This window comes from Actinophytocola sp., assembly GCF_036378875.1.
Taxonomy (GTDB): Bacteria; Actinomycetota; Actinomycetes; order Mycobacteriales; family Pseudonocardiaceae; genus Actinophytocola.
Genome location: NZ_DASUVO010000003.1, coordinates 1 through 15641 on the forward strand (window position 1 = coordinate 1; position 15641 = coordinate 15641).

Sequence of the window (15641 nt, forward strand, 5' to 3'; positions counted from 1 at the left end):
GCTCCGTCCGCCGTTCCCGCCGCCCTGGTTGCCGCCACGGCGCCCGCCGGCGCCGCGACCGGAGTCTCCGCGGCCGGAGTCGCCACGGCCGGAGTCGCGAGTGCCGCCGTCGGCCTGGCGCTGGGAGTCGACCGGCAGGTCGTGGATCTCGACGCCGCGGCCGTGGCAGTGCGGGCACTCGGTGGTGAAGGCCTCCCCCAGGCCGGTGCCGATCTTCTTGCGGGTCATCTGGACCAGGCCGAGGCTGGTCACCTCAGCGACCTGGTGCCGGGTGCGGTCGCGGCCCAGGCACTCCACCAGCCGGCGGAGCACGAGGTCGCGGTTGGACTCCAGGACCATGTCGATGAAGTCGATGACGATGATGCCGCCGATGTCGCGCAGGCGGAGCTGCCGGACGATCTCCTCGGCCGACTCCAGGTTGTTCCTGGTCACCGTCTCCTCGAGGTTGCCGCCCGAGCCGGTGAACTTGCCGGTGTTCACGTCGATGACGGTCATCGCCTCGGTGCGGTCGATGACCAGGTAGCCGCCGGAGGGCAGCCAGACCTTGCGGTCCAGGGCCTTCAGCAGCTGCTCGTCGATGCGGTACTCGGCGAAGACGTCCGTGTTGGCGACGTGCTTGCGCAGGCGGTCGGCCAGCTCGGGGGCCACGTGCTGGACGTAGGCGTCGACGGTCTCCCACGCGATGTCGCCCTGGATGACCAGCGCGGAGAAGTCCTCGGTGAACAGGTCGCGGACCACCTTGACCAGCAGGTCCGGCTCCTCGTAGACCAACGACGGCGCGCCGACCTTGCGGACCCCGTTCGTGCCCTCGGTCTTGTCCTTGATGACCTGCCACTGCGCCTGCAGACGTCGGACGTCGCGGGCCAGCTCCTCCTCGCTGATGCCCTCGGACGCTGTGCGGATGATCACACCGGCGTCCTCCGGCACGACGCGCTTGAGGACGTCCTTGAGCCGGCGGCGCTCGTTCTCCGGCAGCTTGCGGGAGATGCCCGTTGCGCCGCCGCCGGGGACGTACACGAGGAAGCGGCCCGGCAGCGAGATCTGCGTGGTCAGGCGTGCGCCCTTGTGCCCGACGGGGTCCTTCGTGACCTGCACGAGCACGCTGTCGCCGGTCGACAGCGCCTGCTCGATCTTGCGGGCCTTGCCCTCGAGACCGGCGGCGTCCCAGTCCACCTCGCCCGCGTACAGGACCGCGTTGCGGCCCCGGCCGATGTCGACGAACGCGGCCTCCATCGACGGCAGCACGTTCTGGACCCGGCCCAGGTACACATTGCCGACCAGGGAACCACTGCCGGCCGTGGTGACGAAGTGCTCCACGAGCACGCCGTCCTCGAGCACGCCGATCTGGATGCGGTCGCCGCGCTCGCGGATGACCATGGCCCGGTCCACGGCCTCGCGGCGGGCCAGGAACTCCGCCTCGGACAGGATCGGGGCGCGGCGGCGGCCGGCCTCGCGTCCGTCACGGCGGCGCTGGCGCTTGGCCTCCAACCGGGTCGAGCCGCGCACGCTGCGGACCTCGTCCCGACCGTCGGACTCGGACTTCTCCTTGTCCTCGCGGGCCTCACGGGCCTCACGCACGTGGACGACCGTGTTCGGCGGGTCGTCGTCGGTCGGGCTGCCGTTCGGCTCGTCCTCGGCGCCACCCCGGCGGCGACGCCTGCGCCTGCGGCGGCGGGTCGCCGAGTCCTCACCCTCGGCCGACTCCTCCTCGGTGTCCTCGGCCTCGGGCTCCTCCTTGGCCTTGACACGCCTGCTGGGCCTGTCCGGTTTCTCCGCCTTGTCGGGCTTCGGCTCGTCCTCGGCGACCTCGTCGGCCGTCGCGTCGTCCTGACCGCCCTTGCCGCGCCCACGGCCACGGCGGCCACGACGGCGGCGCGGCCTGCCCTCGTCGGTCTCCTCGGCAGCCTGGTCGTCGGTGTCCTCGGTGTCCTCGACCTCTTCGACCTCCTCGTCGACGACCTCCGGCTCTGCCGGCGGACGGGTCGGGCGAGGCGGGGCCACGGGCGGCTCCGGCGGGAGGAAGAGCGGTGAGGCGGACGCGAACACCGGCGCGGGCGGGGTAACCCGACCGGGTGATTCCGCGGAAGCGGGGGCGCTCCCACGGCTCGGCTCGGAGAACCCGGGAATGCCCGCGGCGGGCGGGGCACCGGCGGACTGGCGGAACCCGGGCGTCTGGGGGCCGCCCGGCGACTGGAAGCCGGCGGCCGGAGGCGAACCGGCCTGTCGGGACGGCTGGGCTGAACTGGGCGCCCTGCCCGCGGACCGAGCGGGCTGAGCCGAGCCGGCAGGGGCGGCGGCGCCCGAGGAACGCGGCGAATCCTGCGCCGAGTCGACGGGCTCGGACGCCGGGGACCGCGGCGCGTCGGCGGGCTGAGCCGGGCTCGCGGCCGGCGCGCTGGCGGCCTGGTCGGCCGGCGGTTGCGAACCAGCGGAGTCCGCGGCCTCCGCCTCAGGGGCCTCTGTGGTCACGCCGAGGGCTTCGGCGACCCGAAGCGCCAGCTCCCGGTCGATGCTCGACTGCACGCTGCGGCCGTCGGCGCCGAGATCCGTGACAGCGGCCAGCACCTCGCGGCTGCTACGCCCGAGCAGCTTCGCGAGGGCGTGGACGCGGATGCGGGCCGGCAGCTCGGCCAGCGACTCAGCAATGGGTGTGGTGGGGTCCCCGCCGGGGTTTCCGGCAGGCGTCGACATATCCGACATTTAGCTCCTTCACCCCCGGGCGCGTCCGTAGGGCCGGCGCCGTGACACCGGCTCCCTCGGACGCGGCCGCACAGGGGCCTCGTTGTCCAGCTCCACCGTGCTCCTCCGGTGAAGCGTGTTTGCCTCAATCACCGTCGCCGCGGCAACGGGAATCCTCGCCTCTCGCCATGCCTACCGGGCGCGAACCCGGCCAGCACGGCAGGTCAGTCATGACGTCGCGCCGGGCGTCACCTGGACGCCGAGGCCCGCGCGGCCCGGTCCGGGGCCAGCGGGTCGGACAGACCTCCGCAGTCGTCGAGCCGTCCCTGGGCCATCCGGGTCGCCTTCGCGGGCACCGGCGGTTCCAGAGCGGCGACGACGCGGAGCGCGCTCAGCACGTCGTCCGGTCGCACTGCAGGTGTCAGCTGCCGCACAACCACCACGAGTATCCCACACGGTTCGGTCGGAGTGGTCAAAGGAGACTCGTCCGGGTCATCCTCGACCCAGCCGGAGACGATCGCGGAGCGTGCGTCCATCGTGCGCATTCCGTGTTTGGTCAGGCGTTCGACCTCGACGACCTCGGCCTCGAGCAGGCGGGCGAACGCGGCGCGCAGCGTGTCGGGCGACACGCCGGGCAGCTCCAACCGCCACTGGCTGGCCTCCATCCGGTCCGCCAGCGGGTCGTGCGCTGTCGCCGGTACCGCCTCCAGCAGGTCTATGCCGGGTGGCATGGCCGAGTCCAGCTTCCGCACCAGCTCGTCTGGCTCCAGCACCTCGACCAGCTGTATCTCCACGTACTCGGCCTCGCTCGCCACCCCGGTCGGCGCGGCGCCGATCCACGAGATCTTCGGGTGCGGGTTGAAGCCCTGCGAGTACGCCATCGGCACCTTCGCCCTGCGCAGCGCGCGCTCGAAGGCGCGGGCCACGTCACGGTGTGAAGTGAACCGCAGCGGACCGCGCTTGGCGTAGCGAAGCCGTAGCTTCTGTACCGGCGCGGCGGACGGGTTCGGGCGGTCGTCGCTGGTCAGCGTTACTCCTTCTGGGGGTATCCGGCCGGTCCGGTGGTGTAGCTCCACCAATGCTGGCACCGTACCCCCAGCGCCAATTCATCCGACCAGCTTGTCTGGAAAGCAGCTGTCTGACTACCGTCCGGACATTGGAGTGCCGGCGCCCCCGGACCGGCATCCCCAACAACTGGAGGTCACCTGTGCCTCTGCTGCGCCGTGTACCGGTGGCAGCGGTCAGTGCCCTGGTGCTCGCGACATCCCTCGTGACGACCGGAGGGAACGCGAGCGCCCAGGCCGAGGACCCACCGCGTGACGCGTGCTCGTCGAGCAGCGCGGACCTTCGCTACCTCGTCATCTTCGCTCCCGGCACCAGCGAGCCGGCCGCGACCGCGGAGATCGCGGCCGCCTGCGGCGTGCTGGCGGTCTACTACCCGGAGATCGCGGTCGCGGTGGCCAACTCGACCGACACGAGCTTTTCCGACCGGCTGGGCCCCGACCGGGCGTTCAGCGCCGAGCGGGAGTTGCGGGGCAGGCAGGGCTCCGGCAAGGCCGGCGAAGCGGTCACCGTCGACCCCGCCGAGGTGGACGGCGCCGACCGGGCCGCGGAGCAGTGGGACATGACGATGATCGGCGCGGACCGGGCGCGGCGGGTCACGCAGGGCAGCAGGGACGTGCTGGTCGGCGTCCTCGACTCCGGCGTGGACCCCAACCACCCCGATCTCACCGGCGCGCTGGACCCCGCGGCGTCCGCGGGGTGCCTGACCGGGAAGGCCGACACGTCGCCCGAGGCGTGGGAGCCGACCACGTTCCCCCACGGGACGCACGTCGCCGGCACGATCGCGGCGGCCGACGACGGGCGCGGCACGTCGGGCGTGGCGCCGGGGGTGCGGATCGCGTCGGTCAAGGTGGTCGACGACGACGGTTACATCTTCCCGGAGTACGCGGTGTGCGGGTTGATGTGGGCCACCGCCAACGGCATGAAAGTGACCAACAACAGCTACTTCGTGGACCCGTGGCTCATGACGTGCGACCGGGGCAGCGAGCACGTGGTGTACGAGTCGATCCGGCGGGCGGTGGACAACGCCACGCAGCACGGCGTGCTGACCGTCGCCGCGGCGACCAACGAGGGCGCCGACCTGGCCGACCCGAGTGGGCGGACGGCGGACGACCCCGTCACGTCGGGCCGGCGCACGCTCGACGACAGCTGCGGGGTGCTGCCGGCCGGTCTCCGTGGCGTGGTCGCGGTGTCCGCGGTGGGCCGCACCGAGCTGAAGGCGAGCTACAGCTCCTACGGGCTCGGCGTGGTCGACGTGGCCGCTCCCGGGGGCGAGACCAAGCCGAAGGCCTACGACCCGTCCGGCGGCAAGCAGGAGGAGGACTCCTGCGTGCTGTCGACCGTGCCGGGTGGTTACGACAGCCTGTGCGGCACGTCGATGGCGGCACCGCACGTGACCGGGGTGGCCGCGTTGCTCGCCTCCGAGCACCCGGACGCGACGCCGCAGACGCTCACGAAGATGCTCACCGAGCAGGCCGAGCCGCTGCCGTGTCCCGCGGACTACGACCTGGACGGCACCGGCGCGCAGGACGCCTACTGCACGGGCTACGAGCCGTACAACGGGTTCTACGGGCACGGCCTGGTCGACGCCACGGCCGCGGTCAGCGAGAACTGACGCGCCGCGAGTCTCGCGTTCAGCCCCGGCGAGTCTCGCGTTCAGCACCCCCGAGTTACGTTTTCGGGAACACCCGGGCGTACACGAAAACGCAACTCGCAGGGGCCGAAAGCGCGACTCGCGGGGGCCCAACGCGCGACTCGCGGAGGGTTAGGCCGGGGTCAGGGGGAGTAGCTTCTTGTTTGTCGGGCCGATTTCTATGTCGGTGCCCATGGCTGGGCAGACGCCGCAGTCGAAGCAGGGGGTCCAGCGGCAGTCGTCCAGTTCCTGTTCGGACAGGGCGTCCTGCCAGTCGTCCCACAGCCACTGCTTGTCAAGGCCCGAGTCGAGGTGGTCCCACGGGAGGACCTCGTCCTCGGTGCGTTCGCGGGTGGTGAACCACGCCACGCTCACGCCCAGCGGCTCCAGCTCAGCCTCGGCGGCCGACGTCCAGCGCTCGTAGGAGAAGTGCTCGCTCCAGCCGTCGAAGCGGCCACCCTCGCGCCACACGCGTTCGATCACCCGACCCACCCGGCGGTCGCCGCGGGACAGCAGGCCTTCGATGAGGCTCGGCTTGCCGTCGTGGTAACGCATGCCGATGTTGCGGCCGAGGCCACGGTCCGAGTTCACCGCGTCCCGCAGCTTGCGAAGGCGGTCGTCCACGGTGTCCGGGTCGCACTGCGCCGCCCACTGGAACGGGGTGTGTGGCTTGGGGACGAACCCACCGATGGACACGGTGCAGCGGATGTCCTTGCGGCCACTGGCTTTGCGGCCCGCACGGATGACCTCCTGCGCCATCTTCGCGATCTGCAGCACGTCGTCGTCGGTCTCGGTCGGCAGGCCGCACATGAAGTACAGCTTCACCTGCCGCCAGCCGTTGGCGTACGCGGCGCTGACCGTCCGGATCAGGTCCTCTTCGGACACGGTCTTGTTGATGACACGTCGGATCCGCTCGCTGCCGCCCTCCGGCGCGAACGTCAGACCCGAGCGGCGGCCGTTGCGGGACAGCTCGTTCGCCAGGTCGATGTTGAACGCGTCAACGCGCGTGGACGGCAGCGACAGGCCCGTGTTCGTGCCCTCGTAACGATCCGCGAGGCCCTTGGTGATCTCCGCGATCTCCGAGTGGTCCGCGCTGGACAGGGACAGCAGGCCGACCTCCTCGAAGCCGCTCGCCTCCAGTCCGTTGTGGACCATCTCGCCGATGCCCTGGATGGAACGCTCACGCACGGGTCGCGTGATCATGCCGGCCTGACAGAAGCGGCAACCACGGGTGCAGCCGCGGAAGATCTCCACACTCATCCGCTCGTGCACGCTCTCCGCGAGGGGCACCAGCGGCTTCTTCGGGTACGGCCATGCGTCGAGGTCCATCGTGGTGCGCTTGGCCACGGTCGCCGGGACGCGGTCGCGGTTGGGGACCACCGGGTTCAGGGCGCCATCGTCATAGCTGACGTCGTAGAACTTCGGCACGTACACGCCGCCGGTCTCGGCCAGGCGGGTCAGCAGCTCGTCGCGACCACCCGGGCGCCCCTCCTGCTTCCAGGCACGCACGAGGTCGGTGATCTCGAGGACGGCCTCCTCGCCGTCGCCGAGCACGGCCGCGTCGACGAAGTCGGCGATCGGCTCCGGGTTGAAGGCCGCGTGACCGCCGGCGATGATCAGCGGGTGCTCGTCGCCGCGGTCGGTGGCGTGCAGCGGGATGCCGGCCAGGTCAAGCGCGGTGAGCAGGTTCGTGTAGCCGAGTTCGGTCGAGAAGCTGACGCCGACCAGGTCGAACGCGCCGAGGGGGCGGTGGGCGTCCACCGTGAACTGCGGCACGCCGTGTTCGCGCATGAGCTTCTCGAGGTCCGGCCACACCGCGTAGGTGCGCTCGGCCAGCACGTCGGGCAGCTCGTTGAGCACCTCGTACAGGATCATGACGCCCTGGTTGGGCAGGCCGACCTCGTAGGCGTCCGGGTACATGAGTGCCCAGCGCACCGTGGTGGTGTCCCAGTCCTTGACCGTGGAGTTCAGCTCCCCACCGACGTACTGGACCGGCTTGGACACCCTCGGCAGCAACGGCTCCAGCTGGGGAAAGACGGACTCAACGCTCATAGTGCCCCAAGGGTAAACCCCCGAGCCGTGTTGCGATCGCGATCCCCCGGCGGGATAGTTGAACCCTGAACCATTCCCTTCGACGGAGGTCGGCATGGATGTGGTTGCTCTCATTGGTCGGATTCTCTTCGCTTCGCTGTTCCTCGGGTCGGCGTTCGGCCACCTCTCCCAGGCGGCGGCGATGACCGGGTACGCCTCTTCCAAGGGTGTGCCGCAGGCCAAGATCGCCGTGCTCGGCAGCGGTGTGCTGATCCTCGTCGGCGGTCTGCTGGTGCTGCTCGGGCTCTGGATGGACCTCGGCGCGCTCCTCCTCGTCGTGTTCCTGGTCCCCACCGCGGTCCTGATGCATCCGTTCTGGAAGGAGACGGACGCGATGGCCAAGCAGACCGAGATGATCCAGTTCCAGAAGGACATCGCACTCGCCGGCGCCGCTCTGCTCCTCTTCGCGCTCTACGCCGGTTTCGGCGCGCGACTCGGCATCACGATCACCGATCCCCTGTTCTGAGCACCACGGGTCCTGCTGCTCATCGGAGCAGCAGGACCCCCAACCGGCGAGCCGCGACCACCACACCCAGGCCGGCCATCACCACGAAGTACGCCACGTGGCCCAGCATCCCCACGTCCACCACTCCGGAGCGCAGCTGCCGCATCAGCTCGATCGCGTGGTACAGCGGAAGGCAGCGCACCACCTCCTGGATGACCGGCGGGTAGACGGTCAGCGGGAAGAACGTCGTGGAGAACAGGAACATCGGCATCAGCGCGAGCTGGACGAGGTCGAAGTCCTGCCAGGACCGCATGAACGTCGTGCACGCCATGCCGATCGCGGCGAACGCGAACGCCACCAGCAGCGCGGCCGGCAGCGCGAGGATCACCCACGCCGACGCCACCAGCCCCATCGCCACCATCACGGTGAGGAAGCCGGCCGCGTACAGGCCGCCCCGCAACAGTGCCCACGCGATCTCGCCGATGGCCACGTCGATCGGGCCGAGCGGGGTCGCCAGCATCGCGTCGTAGAGCTTGGCGTACTTGAACTTGAAGAAGATGTTGAACGTCGCGTCGTACACGGCGCCGTTCATGGCGGAGGCGGCCAGCAGAGCCGGCGCGACGAACTCGACGTAGCTGACCGTCCGGCCACCCTGACCGACCACGTCCCCCACCAGCGCGCCGAACCCGATGCCCATGGCGAACAGGTAGAACAGCGGCTCGCAGAACCCGGACACGATCGTGAGCCAGGCCCGCCGGTTCACCAGCAGCGCCCGCTCGACCAGCACCCGCGACCGGCCGACGTACATCCCGGTCGGCAGTACCCGCAGCAACAACCCGGCCATCACGCGGCCAGCCTTCTTGAGAAGGTCCGGACACCGAACCACGTGCCGACACCGACCACGGCCAGCAGGAACGCCGTGTGTCCCAGCGCGGCCAGCGGCGACAGCCCGCCGAACGCGGCACCGCGGCCGAGCTCGGTGCCGTGCCACAGCGGCGTCACCCAGGCGAACGGTCGCAGCACGGTCGGTAGCTGCTCGACCGGAAAGAACGTGCCGGCGAAAAGCGTCATCGGCATGACGACGAACCGGAACAGCGCGCTGAACTGCTGCCCCTCGGTCTCCAGGGTGGCGGAGTAGGCGGCGACGGGCGCGGACATCGCGAGCCCGGTGAGCACGGACGCCAGGAGCGACACGACCACCCCGACGCTCGTGAGCGCGCCAAGCAGCGCTGCGACCACCAGGTAGGCCGCACCGGACACGCCGAGTCGCAGTGCCACCCACATCAGGTGACCCCCGAAGATCTGGCCGGGCGTGATGGGTGAGGCGGCGATGCCGAGGTAGGTCTGCTGCCACTTGAACGCGGAGAGCACCGGGTAGGTCGACTCGAACGCGGCGATCTGCACGGACGTGGCGACGAGCAGCGCGGGCGCGAGGTACACGACGTAGCTCAGCCCGCCGGTCGCCTCGGTCGGCCGTACCTGCGAGCCGAGGCCGAAACCCAGCGCCAGCAGGAACAGCACCGGCTGGACGACGCTGGAGACCACGGTCGCGCGCCAGTTACGCCGATACCAGGTCCACGTCCCCTCGACGACGATCAGCATCGCGTGCACCGGGGAGACGACACGTCCGCCGGACATAACCGATGGTAAACACATTCCGCGACAATCGGCGCGCGAGCTTCACTCTTTCGCCGGGCAGCCTTTTCCGTTGCCGTAGGGCAATATTCTCTTGGTTTCGCCATGGACGAAAGGCCAACAGGGTTGGTTCTGCGAGCGCGCCCATCCCGTCATGACACGACGGCAGTGGGCTTCCTTTCCGTGGCAGCCGATCTCATGGACGCCTACCTGCAGGCGGAACCGATCGGCCCGGACCAGTCACAACGACTCGGTCACATCAGCTTCCCGGTGGCGCTGGAGTGGCTGCGTACCGACGACGTCATCCGCCTCGCGCCGTCGTGGAACGGCGAGGCCGCGCGGCGCCGGGCGTTCTTCAGCCGGTGGCCGACGCGCGGGGACTTCCTCGCCGACGCGGTCGTGTACGCGTTGCTGCGCGAGCAAACCGAGATCCCGCAACCACGACAACACACGGACGGGACGACGTCGCAGCTCATCGCCGACATCACCGACGAACTGCTGACGAGCCTGGTCCAGCACCCACGCAGCTATCTCGTGCTGCACCTCGGCCCGCTGCTCCCCCGCCACCCGGACCTGGCGAAGGCACTGGCCCCCGGCTCACACACCGCCATGCGGGCCTGGCTGCGGCTCTACCACTCGCTGTCGGTCCAGCACGACCTCGTGCTGCGTCCTGAGTGGACCTTCAAGAAGCTGGCGTCCGTGCTGCAGGCCATGCTCGACGGGTTCGTACTCCGCTACCGGGTGCGACCGGGCGGCCATCCCCGGCACAGCTGGAAAGAAGCCAACATCCTGGCCGACGCGGTGGTCGCGCTGCTACTCGGCGCGGTCGACTGGGACCTCAGTGGACAGTCCGGCCGGACCGCGCTCGACCTGTTGACGTAGCGCGTGCCCGCCGCCGTGGGCACGCGCGCATCAACTCAGAGGCCGTACCTGCTCTTCAGGTGACGCCACCAGTCGCGGAACATCCACTTGTCGAATTCGGTGATCTGGGCCGCGCTGCCGGCCTTCATGAGGAAGCAGCACACGCCGGTCGGCGTCCAGTCGTAGAAGTCGTCCAGACCGAACGTGTGACCCATCTCGTGCAGGAAGATGTGGATGTTCTCGGCGTTGACGTTGTTCAGGAAGTACTCGCTGCCGACCCGCTGGCCCCAGTCACCACCGGCACCGCCACCGAAACCGGAGGTCAGCCACAGCGACTGGTCGTAGTGCCGCGCCACGCCGCCGGGGCACTGCGAGTAGTTGCCGTCCTGGTGGAAGAACCGGCCACACGCCCGGGAACACTGCGGCGCGTTCTCGTTGATGTCGTTGACATAGATGTCGACCGAGTTGTCCGTCCACTGTAGCTGGGAGCGGTTCCGCACCGCCCAGCCGACGACCTTGATCGGCACGGTCTGGTACGGCCAGTTCTCCCATCGCTGGCCGTTGTCCAGCATCATGTTCATCCACTTGGTCGCCTGGCGGGTGAGTGCGGCGTGGATCTGGTCGCGCTGCGCCGCCGTCACGTTCGCGTTGGAGTCCCACCGCACGCAGAAGTTGAGGTAGCCGCGGTTGGCCATGACCTGGTCCCAGCCGTAGTTGCGGAACCCGTACAGGTTGCCGTAGGTGCTCTCCTGGTGACGCCACACCTGGTCCAGTGGCGTCACGAGGTTCGACGGCGGGTTCCAAGCTTGGATGCCCACGTCGGCCTGTGCCGTCGTGCCGTTGCCGACTCCGGTGCCGGCCACGAACATCAGCGCGGCGAGGATGGTGAGTATTCGTTTCATTGTGTCTTCTCCTTTCCCGATCACGTGTTGCCGGCCGCGGGTGTGGCGCCGCGGATGTTGAGCTGGTAGGGGAAACTGTCGATGGCCGCGCCCTCGGCATAGTTGACGTGCACCGACGGCGTGGCCGCGACCGCGAGCATCAGGTGGGTCTCACCCGACTGCAGCGCGAACGTCGCGGTCTGGTTGGGGGCGAACTGCGGGCTGTACCGCACCGAGAAGTCCGGCCGCACGGCGACGAGGCTGAACCGCCAGTCCGAACCGAGGCTCGGGTTCACGTTCCCGGTGAGCCGCACGGTCACCTGGCCGCCCGACTGCGTCGGGTTCAGCTGGATCAGGTTGTAGCCGTACTGCTGCGGCGACTTCGAGTTGGGGATGCGGTAGTCACCGTTGCCCTGGTTCACCGTCTCCAGGGAGACCGTGTAGGCAGGTCGGTAGTTCCCGCCGTTGCGCCAGATGTCGCTGCGGATCCGGGCTCCGTCGCTGTAGTCGTAGACGACGTTGCGCCGCGCGTAGTCGCCGATCAGCTCGGCGAACTGCGTGTGGTTGAGCCCGTACAGGCGTTTGATGGCCTGGATCGGGTGCTCGCCGTTGCGTGCCTCGTACCACAGCCGGTGGATCTGCTGGAGGCCGTAGGTGTCGCGGAGCTTGTTGAGCAGCAACCAGTCGCCGTAGTAGGTCATCTGGTCGAGCCACCGGTAGTGGTGCCGGCTGCCGAAGTACCCCGAGCCGATCACGACCTCCGGGCGCCGCATGCGGGCCATGAAGTTGCCGTGCGCCTCCCAGAAGCGGCCGGCGTTGGGGTTGCCGTAGCCGAAGCCGCCACCGAAGCCGTTCTGCCGGTTGCGCTGGCTCGCGTACGCCTGCAGGACGTGGTTGTACTCGTGGGACTCGACCCAGTCGTCCCAGAACTTGTCGTACGGCAGGCAGATGTGGCCGACGCCTATCTCGTCGGTGCCCGCCCAGTTCGCCGGCGGCAGGAAGTTGTTCCGCCAGCTGCCGCACAGGTACACGTTGATCCGGTAGTCCTTGCCAGGCGAAAGGCTGTCCGGGTCGTGGAAACCGGCGACGTTCTTGTAGTACTCGTAGGTTCTCTCCATCTTGTCGAGTACGTAGGCCGGATAGTCGTTGATGCCGCGGTTGACCCGCGCCCACTGGATGACGTCGACCGCGTCGCCCCAGCGGACCACGAAGTTGGTCGACTCGCGGAAGTTACCGGTGTACGCGCCGGCGTCGGTGATGAACCGCGGGACGCGGCTCTGTTTGGCCAACGCGTGCGCGGCCGGCAGTGGTCCGGCGGCGACGCCGACCACCACCAGACACAACAGGACGAACAATCTGCGCATAGCAACTCCTTCACCCCCTGAGAGCCCCCGACATGAAGCCGCGCACGTAGCTCCGCTGCATGAACGCGAACAGCAGCAGGCACGGCACGGCCATGACCACTACGCCCGCCTCCAGCGCGGCGTAGTCGATCGAACCGTGAGTGGCAGTGCGCATGTTCACCACGGCAAGCGTCATGGTGAACTGGTCGGTCGAGTTGAGCAGTATCAGTGGCGCGAAGAACTCGTTCCAGGAGACCAGGAACGCGAAGAGTGAGACGGTGACCAGGCCCGGCCGCACGACACGCAGCAGGATCCTGGTCAACGCGGTGAAGGTGGTACAGCCGTCGACGAGCGCGGACTCCTCCAGTTCCTTCGGTATGGCTTCGAAGGAGTTGCGCATCATGAAGAGCGAGAACGGCAGCTGGAACATGATGAGCACCAGCGACAGCCCGACCAGCGAGTCGTCGAGGCCGAGCCAGCCGAGCAGGACGTACAGCGCGATGAGGATGGTGGCGTAGGGCACCATGAGGATCGCGAGCGTCAGCAGGAAGAGAACGTCCCGACCGGGGAAGCGGAACCGGCCGAACGCGTAACCGCCCAGTGTGGACACGAGAAGGGTTCCGGCGACGGTCAGCGCGGACACCACGACACTGTTCCAGATCTGCTGGAAGCCGATGCCGCCGTCCTCTGTGAACAGCCGGGTGTAGTTCTCGAAGCCGAACCCGGAGTCAGTGCGCACGGACGCCCAGCCGCTCCACAGCAGCGGGAACAGGAAGAGGATCGCGAGCGCCGCGCCGGTGATCCGATTGATCATCTGGACCTCCTGCGCAGCACGCCGAGTTGCACGACGTTGAACACGACCAGTACCAGCAACAACAACACGGAGATGCCGGCCGCCGAGCCGAGGTCGAGCCGGACGAACGCCTCGCGGTAGATCACCATGACCAGCGACGTGGTGCTGTTGTCCGGACCACCACGAGTGAGGATCCAGAACTGGTCGAAGGCGAGCAGCGAACCGGTGATCATCAGGGTGAGTACGAGCGCGATTGTCGGTCGCATCAGCGGCAGCGTGACCTGCCGGAACGTCTGCCAGCGGCTCGCGCCGTCCACCCGGGCCGCCTCGTACAGCTCCAGCGGGATGGCCTGCAGTCCGGTCAGGAGGATCAGCATCATGAAGCCGGCGAACCGCCACAGCACCAGGAGAATGGCGGAGCCGAGCGCGGAGTTCGGGCTGCCGCTCGTCCACGAGGTGTAGCCGTCGATCAGCCCGAGTGAGGCAACGAACTTGTTGATCGGGCCGATCTCGTCGCTCAGCATGCCGAGGAACAGCAGCGACGCGCTCGCGAAACCCACTGCCATCGGCAGGATGAACGCGGTGCGGAAGAAGCCGACGCCGCGCCGGCGCCGCTGCACGAGCAGCGCCAGCCCGAACGCCAGCACGAACAGCAGCACGGTGATCACCACCGTGTACTTGGCGGTGAACCAGGCGGCGTCGGCGATCAGGTCGTTGTCCGCGACGCCCGCGTAGTTGTCGGGGAAGTTCAGCTCGGGTTCGCCCAGCAGCGGCCAGCGATGCAGGGACATCCACCCGACGAGCACGAGCGGCACCAGGAAGAACAGCCCGACCATGAGGGCCGTCGGGGACGCGTACAGCCACCCCTGAAGCGCCCGGCGCCGTCCGAGTCGGCGGCGCCGGGGCGCCTCCACTGTCTCGTCCACAGTGGAGTCCTGGGGTGGCTTCGTTGCCACCAGTGGTCGGGCCATGCGTCCTATCCCTGCCGCAACGACTCGGTGATCGCCGTGTTGCCGTCCGACAGCGCCTTGTCCGCGTCACCGAACAACGCGCCACGAACGGTCTCCAGCCACGGGCTCTGCGGGTCGTTGAACGAGGCGTTGAAGTTCCGCGCGTACGGCGTCTTTCCCTTGGCCATCAGGCTGTTGACGGTCACGATGCGTGGATCCGCTTTCGAGTGCTCGTTCTCCGCGAGGTCGGTTCGCGTCGGCACACCCTTGTTCTTCGCGATGACCTCGACCTGCGCCTCCTCGGACATGGTCCATTCCAGGAAGTCCCATGCCTGGTCGGCGTGCTCGCTGGTGGCGCCGATGCCGATGGCGTCACCACCGACGAACGTGGACTCGCCGCCGTCGACGCCCGGGATCGGCGCGACGCCCATCTCGATGTCGGACTGCTCCTCGATGAGACCCAGCCACACCGACGGGCCGGGGGCGATGCCGATCGTGCCGTTCTGCAACGCGCCGAGCCAGGTCGGGCCGGCCTCGTCCTTCGAGGCCGGTGCCGCGACGCCCTCCTCGTAGAGTTGGCGGTACAGCGCGAAGACCTCGCCCATCTCCGGCGAGTCGACCGTGGCGTTCTGACCGTCGTCGTCGAGCACGTCCCCGCCTGCCGCCCACACCGACGGCCAGAACGTGAACTCGACGCACCCGCCGCAGTTGCCGCCGAAGTACGTGCCGTTGACCTCCCCGCCGAGCTTGTCGATGGCCCGCGCGTGCTCGGCGAACTCGGCCAGCGTCGTCGGTGGCTTGTCCGGGTCGAGACCGGCCTGGGTGTAGAGGTCCTTGTTGTAGAGCATCACCGACATGTCGATGGTGTGTGGCACCGCGTAGTTGCGGTCTTCCCAGGTGCCGGCCCGGACGTGTGCCGGCGCGACCTGGTCGTGCGCGTCGAACGCCTCGAACCGGTCGGTGATGTCCAACCACAGGCCCTGGGCGGCGTACTGCGGGGCGAACACGACGTCCGCGGCGAACAGGTCGGGCAGTGACCGTGCGGACGACGCGAGCTTGGCCGGGTACTCCTCGTTCGGGAATGCCGTGACCTCGACCTTGGTGTCGTGGGTCTTGTTGTACTCCTCCGCGTAGGCCTTGGACACGGCCTCGGTGGCGGCACGCGTCCACAGCGTCAGCGTGACCGGACCGCTGTCGCCGGAGTCGCTGCCACAGGCCGTGGCAAGGCCGAGTAACAGTACGGCCGACGCCGCACGCATTCTCATTGT

General features: G+C 68.9%; 13 protein-coding genes. 3 read left to right on the top strand and 10 right to left on the bottom strand.

Annotation, left to right across the window (positions count from 1 at the left end):
- Together VF106_RS01070 and VF106_RS01075 are read right to left on the bottom strand one after the other, a co-directional pair.
- Positions 1-2700, bottom strand: a 2700-nt coding sequence (locus VF106_RS01070; RefSeq protein ID WP_330837612.1) for an Rne/Rng family ribonuclease, incomplete at its 3' end; no start/stop codon positions are given.
- Between the two features lie 227 nt (positions 2701-2927).
- Positions 2928-3707: a TIGR03936 family radical SAM-associated protein gene (locus VF106_RS01075; RefSeq protein WP_330837770.1), complete on the bottom strand. Its 780-nt coding sequence runs from the start codon at positions 3705-3707 to the stop codon at positions 2928-2930.
- A 203-nt stretch (positions 3708-3910) separates the two neighbouring features.
- On the opposite strand from VF106_RS01075, the gene VF106_RS01080 reads away from it, so the two are divergent.
- Positions 3911-5356 (top strand): S8 family peptidase, encoded by a 1446-nt coding sequence (locus VF106_RS01080; RefSeq protein WP_330837613.1) that lies wholly within the window; start codon positions 3911-3913, stop codon positions 5354-5356.
- 150 nt (positions 5357-5506) lie between these two features.
- Here the strand turns inward: VF106_RS01080 and VF106_RS01085 are convergent, their stop codons facing one another.
- Positions 5507-7426, bottom strand: coding sequence for a TIGR03960 family B12-binding radical SAM protein (locus VF106_RS01085; RefSeq protein WP_330837614.1), 1920 nt, complete (start codon positions 7424-7426; stop codon positions 5507-5509).
- 94 nt (positions 7427-7520) lie between these two features.
- On the opposite strand from VF106_RS01085, the gene VF106_RS01090 reads away from it, so the two are divergent.
- The gene (locus VF106_RS01090) at positions 7521-7931 is read left to right on the top strand and encodes a DoxX family membrane protein (protein WP_330837615.1); all 411 of its coding nucleotides are present in this window, start codon (positions 7521-7523) and stop codon (positions 7929-7931) included.
- Between the two features lie 19 nt (positions 7932-7950).
- Here VF106_RS01090 and VF106_RS01095 read toward each other — a convergent pair whose 3' ends face one another.
- Entirely contained in the window at positions 7951-8754 is an 804-nt protein-coding gene (locus VF106_RS01095) for an ABC transporter permease (RefSeq protein ID WP_330837771.1), read from the bottom strand.
- Positions 8754-9548: an ABC transporter permease gene (locus VF106_RS01100; RefSeq protein ID WP_330837616.1), complete on the bottom strand. Its 795-nt coding sequence runs from the start codon at positions 9546-9548 to the stop codon at positions 8754-8756. The genes VF106_RS01095 and VF106_RS01100 overlap by 1 nt, the downstream gene beginning before the upstream one ends.
- Positions 9549-9728: 180 nt before the next feature.
- Between VF106_RS01100 and VF106_RS01105 the strand changes: the two genes are divergently transcribed.
- Positions 9729-10427 (top strand): hypothetical protein, encoded by a 699-nt coding sequence (locus VF106_RS01105; RefSeq protein WP_330837617.1) that lies wholly within the window; start codon positions 9729-9731, stop codon positions 10425-10427.
- Between the two features lie 35 nt (positions 10428-10462).
- Here the strand turns inward: VF106_RS01105 and VF106_RS01110 are convergent, their stop codons facing one another.
- From VF106_RS01110 to VF106_RS01130, 5 genes are read right to left on the bottom strand one after another with little or no spacing between them, the layout of a single operon-like run.
- Positions 10463-11308 carry a hypothetical protein gene (locus VF106_RS01110; protein WP_330837618.1) on the bottom strand — a complete coding sequence of 282 codons (846 nt, stop codon included), beginning with the start codon at positions 11306-11308 and terminating at the stop codon, positions 10463-10465.
- Between the two features lie 20 nt (positions 11309-11328).
- Positions 11329-12651 (bottom strand): DUF6055 domain-containing protein, encoded by a 1323-nt coding sequence (locus VF106_RS01115; protein ID WP_330837619.1) that lies wholly within the window; start codon positions 12649-12651, stop codon positions 11329-11331.
- A 10-nt stretch (positions 12652-12661) separates the two neighbouring features.
- Positions 12662-13444 (bottom strand): carbohydrate ABC transporter permease, encoded by a 783-nt coding sequence (locus tag VF106_RS01120; protein WP_330837620.1) that lies wholly within the window; start codon positions 13442-13444, stop codon positions 12662-12664.
- Entirely contained in the window at positions 13441-14394 is a 954-nt protein-coding gene (locus tag VF106_RS01125; protein ID WP_330837621.1) for a carbohydrate ABC transporter permease, read from the bottom strand. Before VF106_RS01125 ends, VF106_RS01120 begins: the two co-directional genes overlap by 4 nt.
- Positions 14395-14399: 5 nt before the next feature.
- Positions 14400-15638: an ABC transporter substrate-binding protein gene (locus VF106_RS01130; protein WP_330837622.1), complete on the bottom strand. Its 1239-nt coding sequence runs from the start codon at positions 15636-15638 to the stop codon at positions 14400-14402.
- Positions 15639-15641 lie beyond the last annotated feature (3 nt).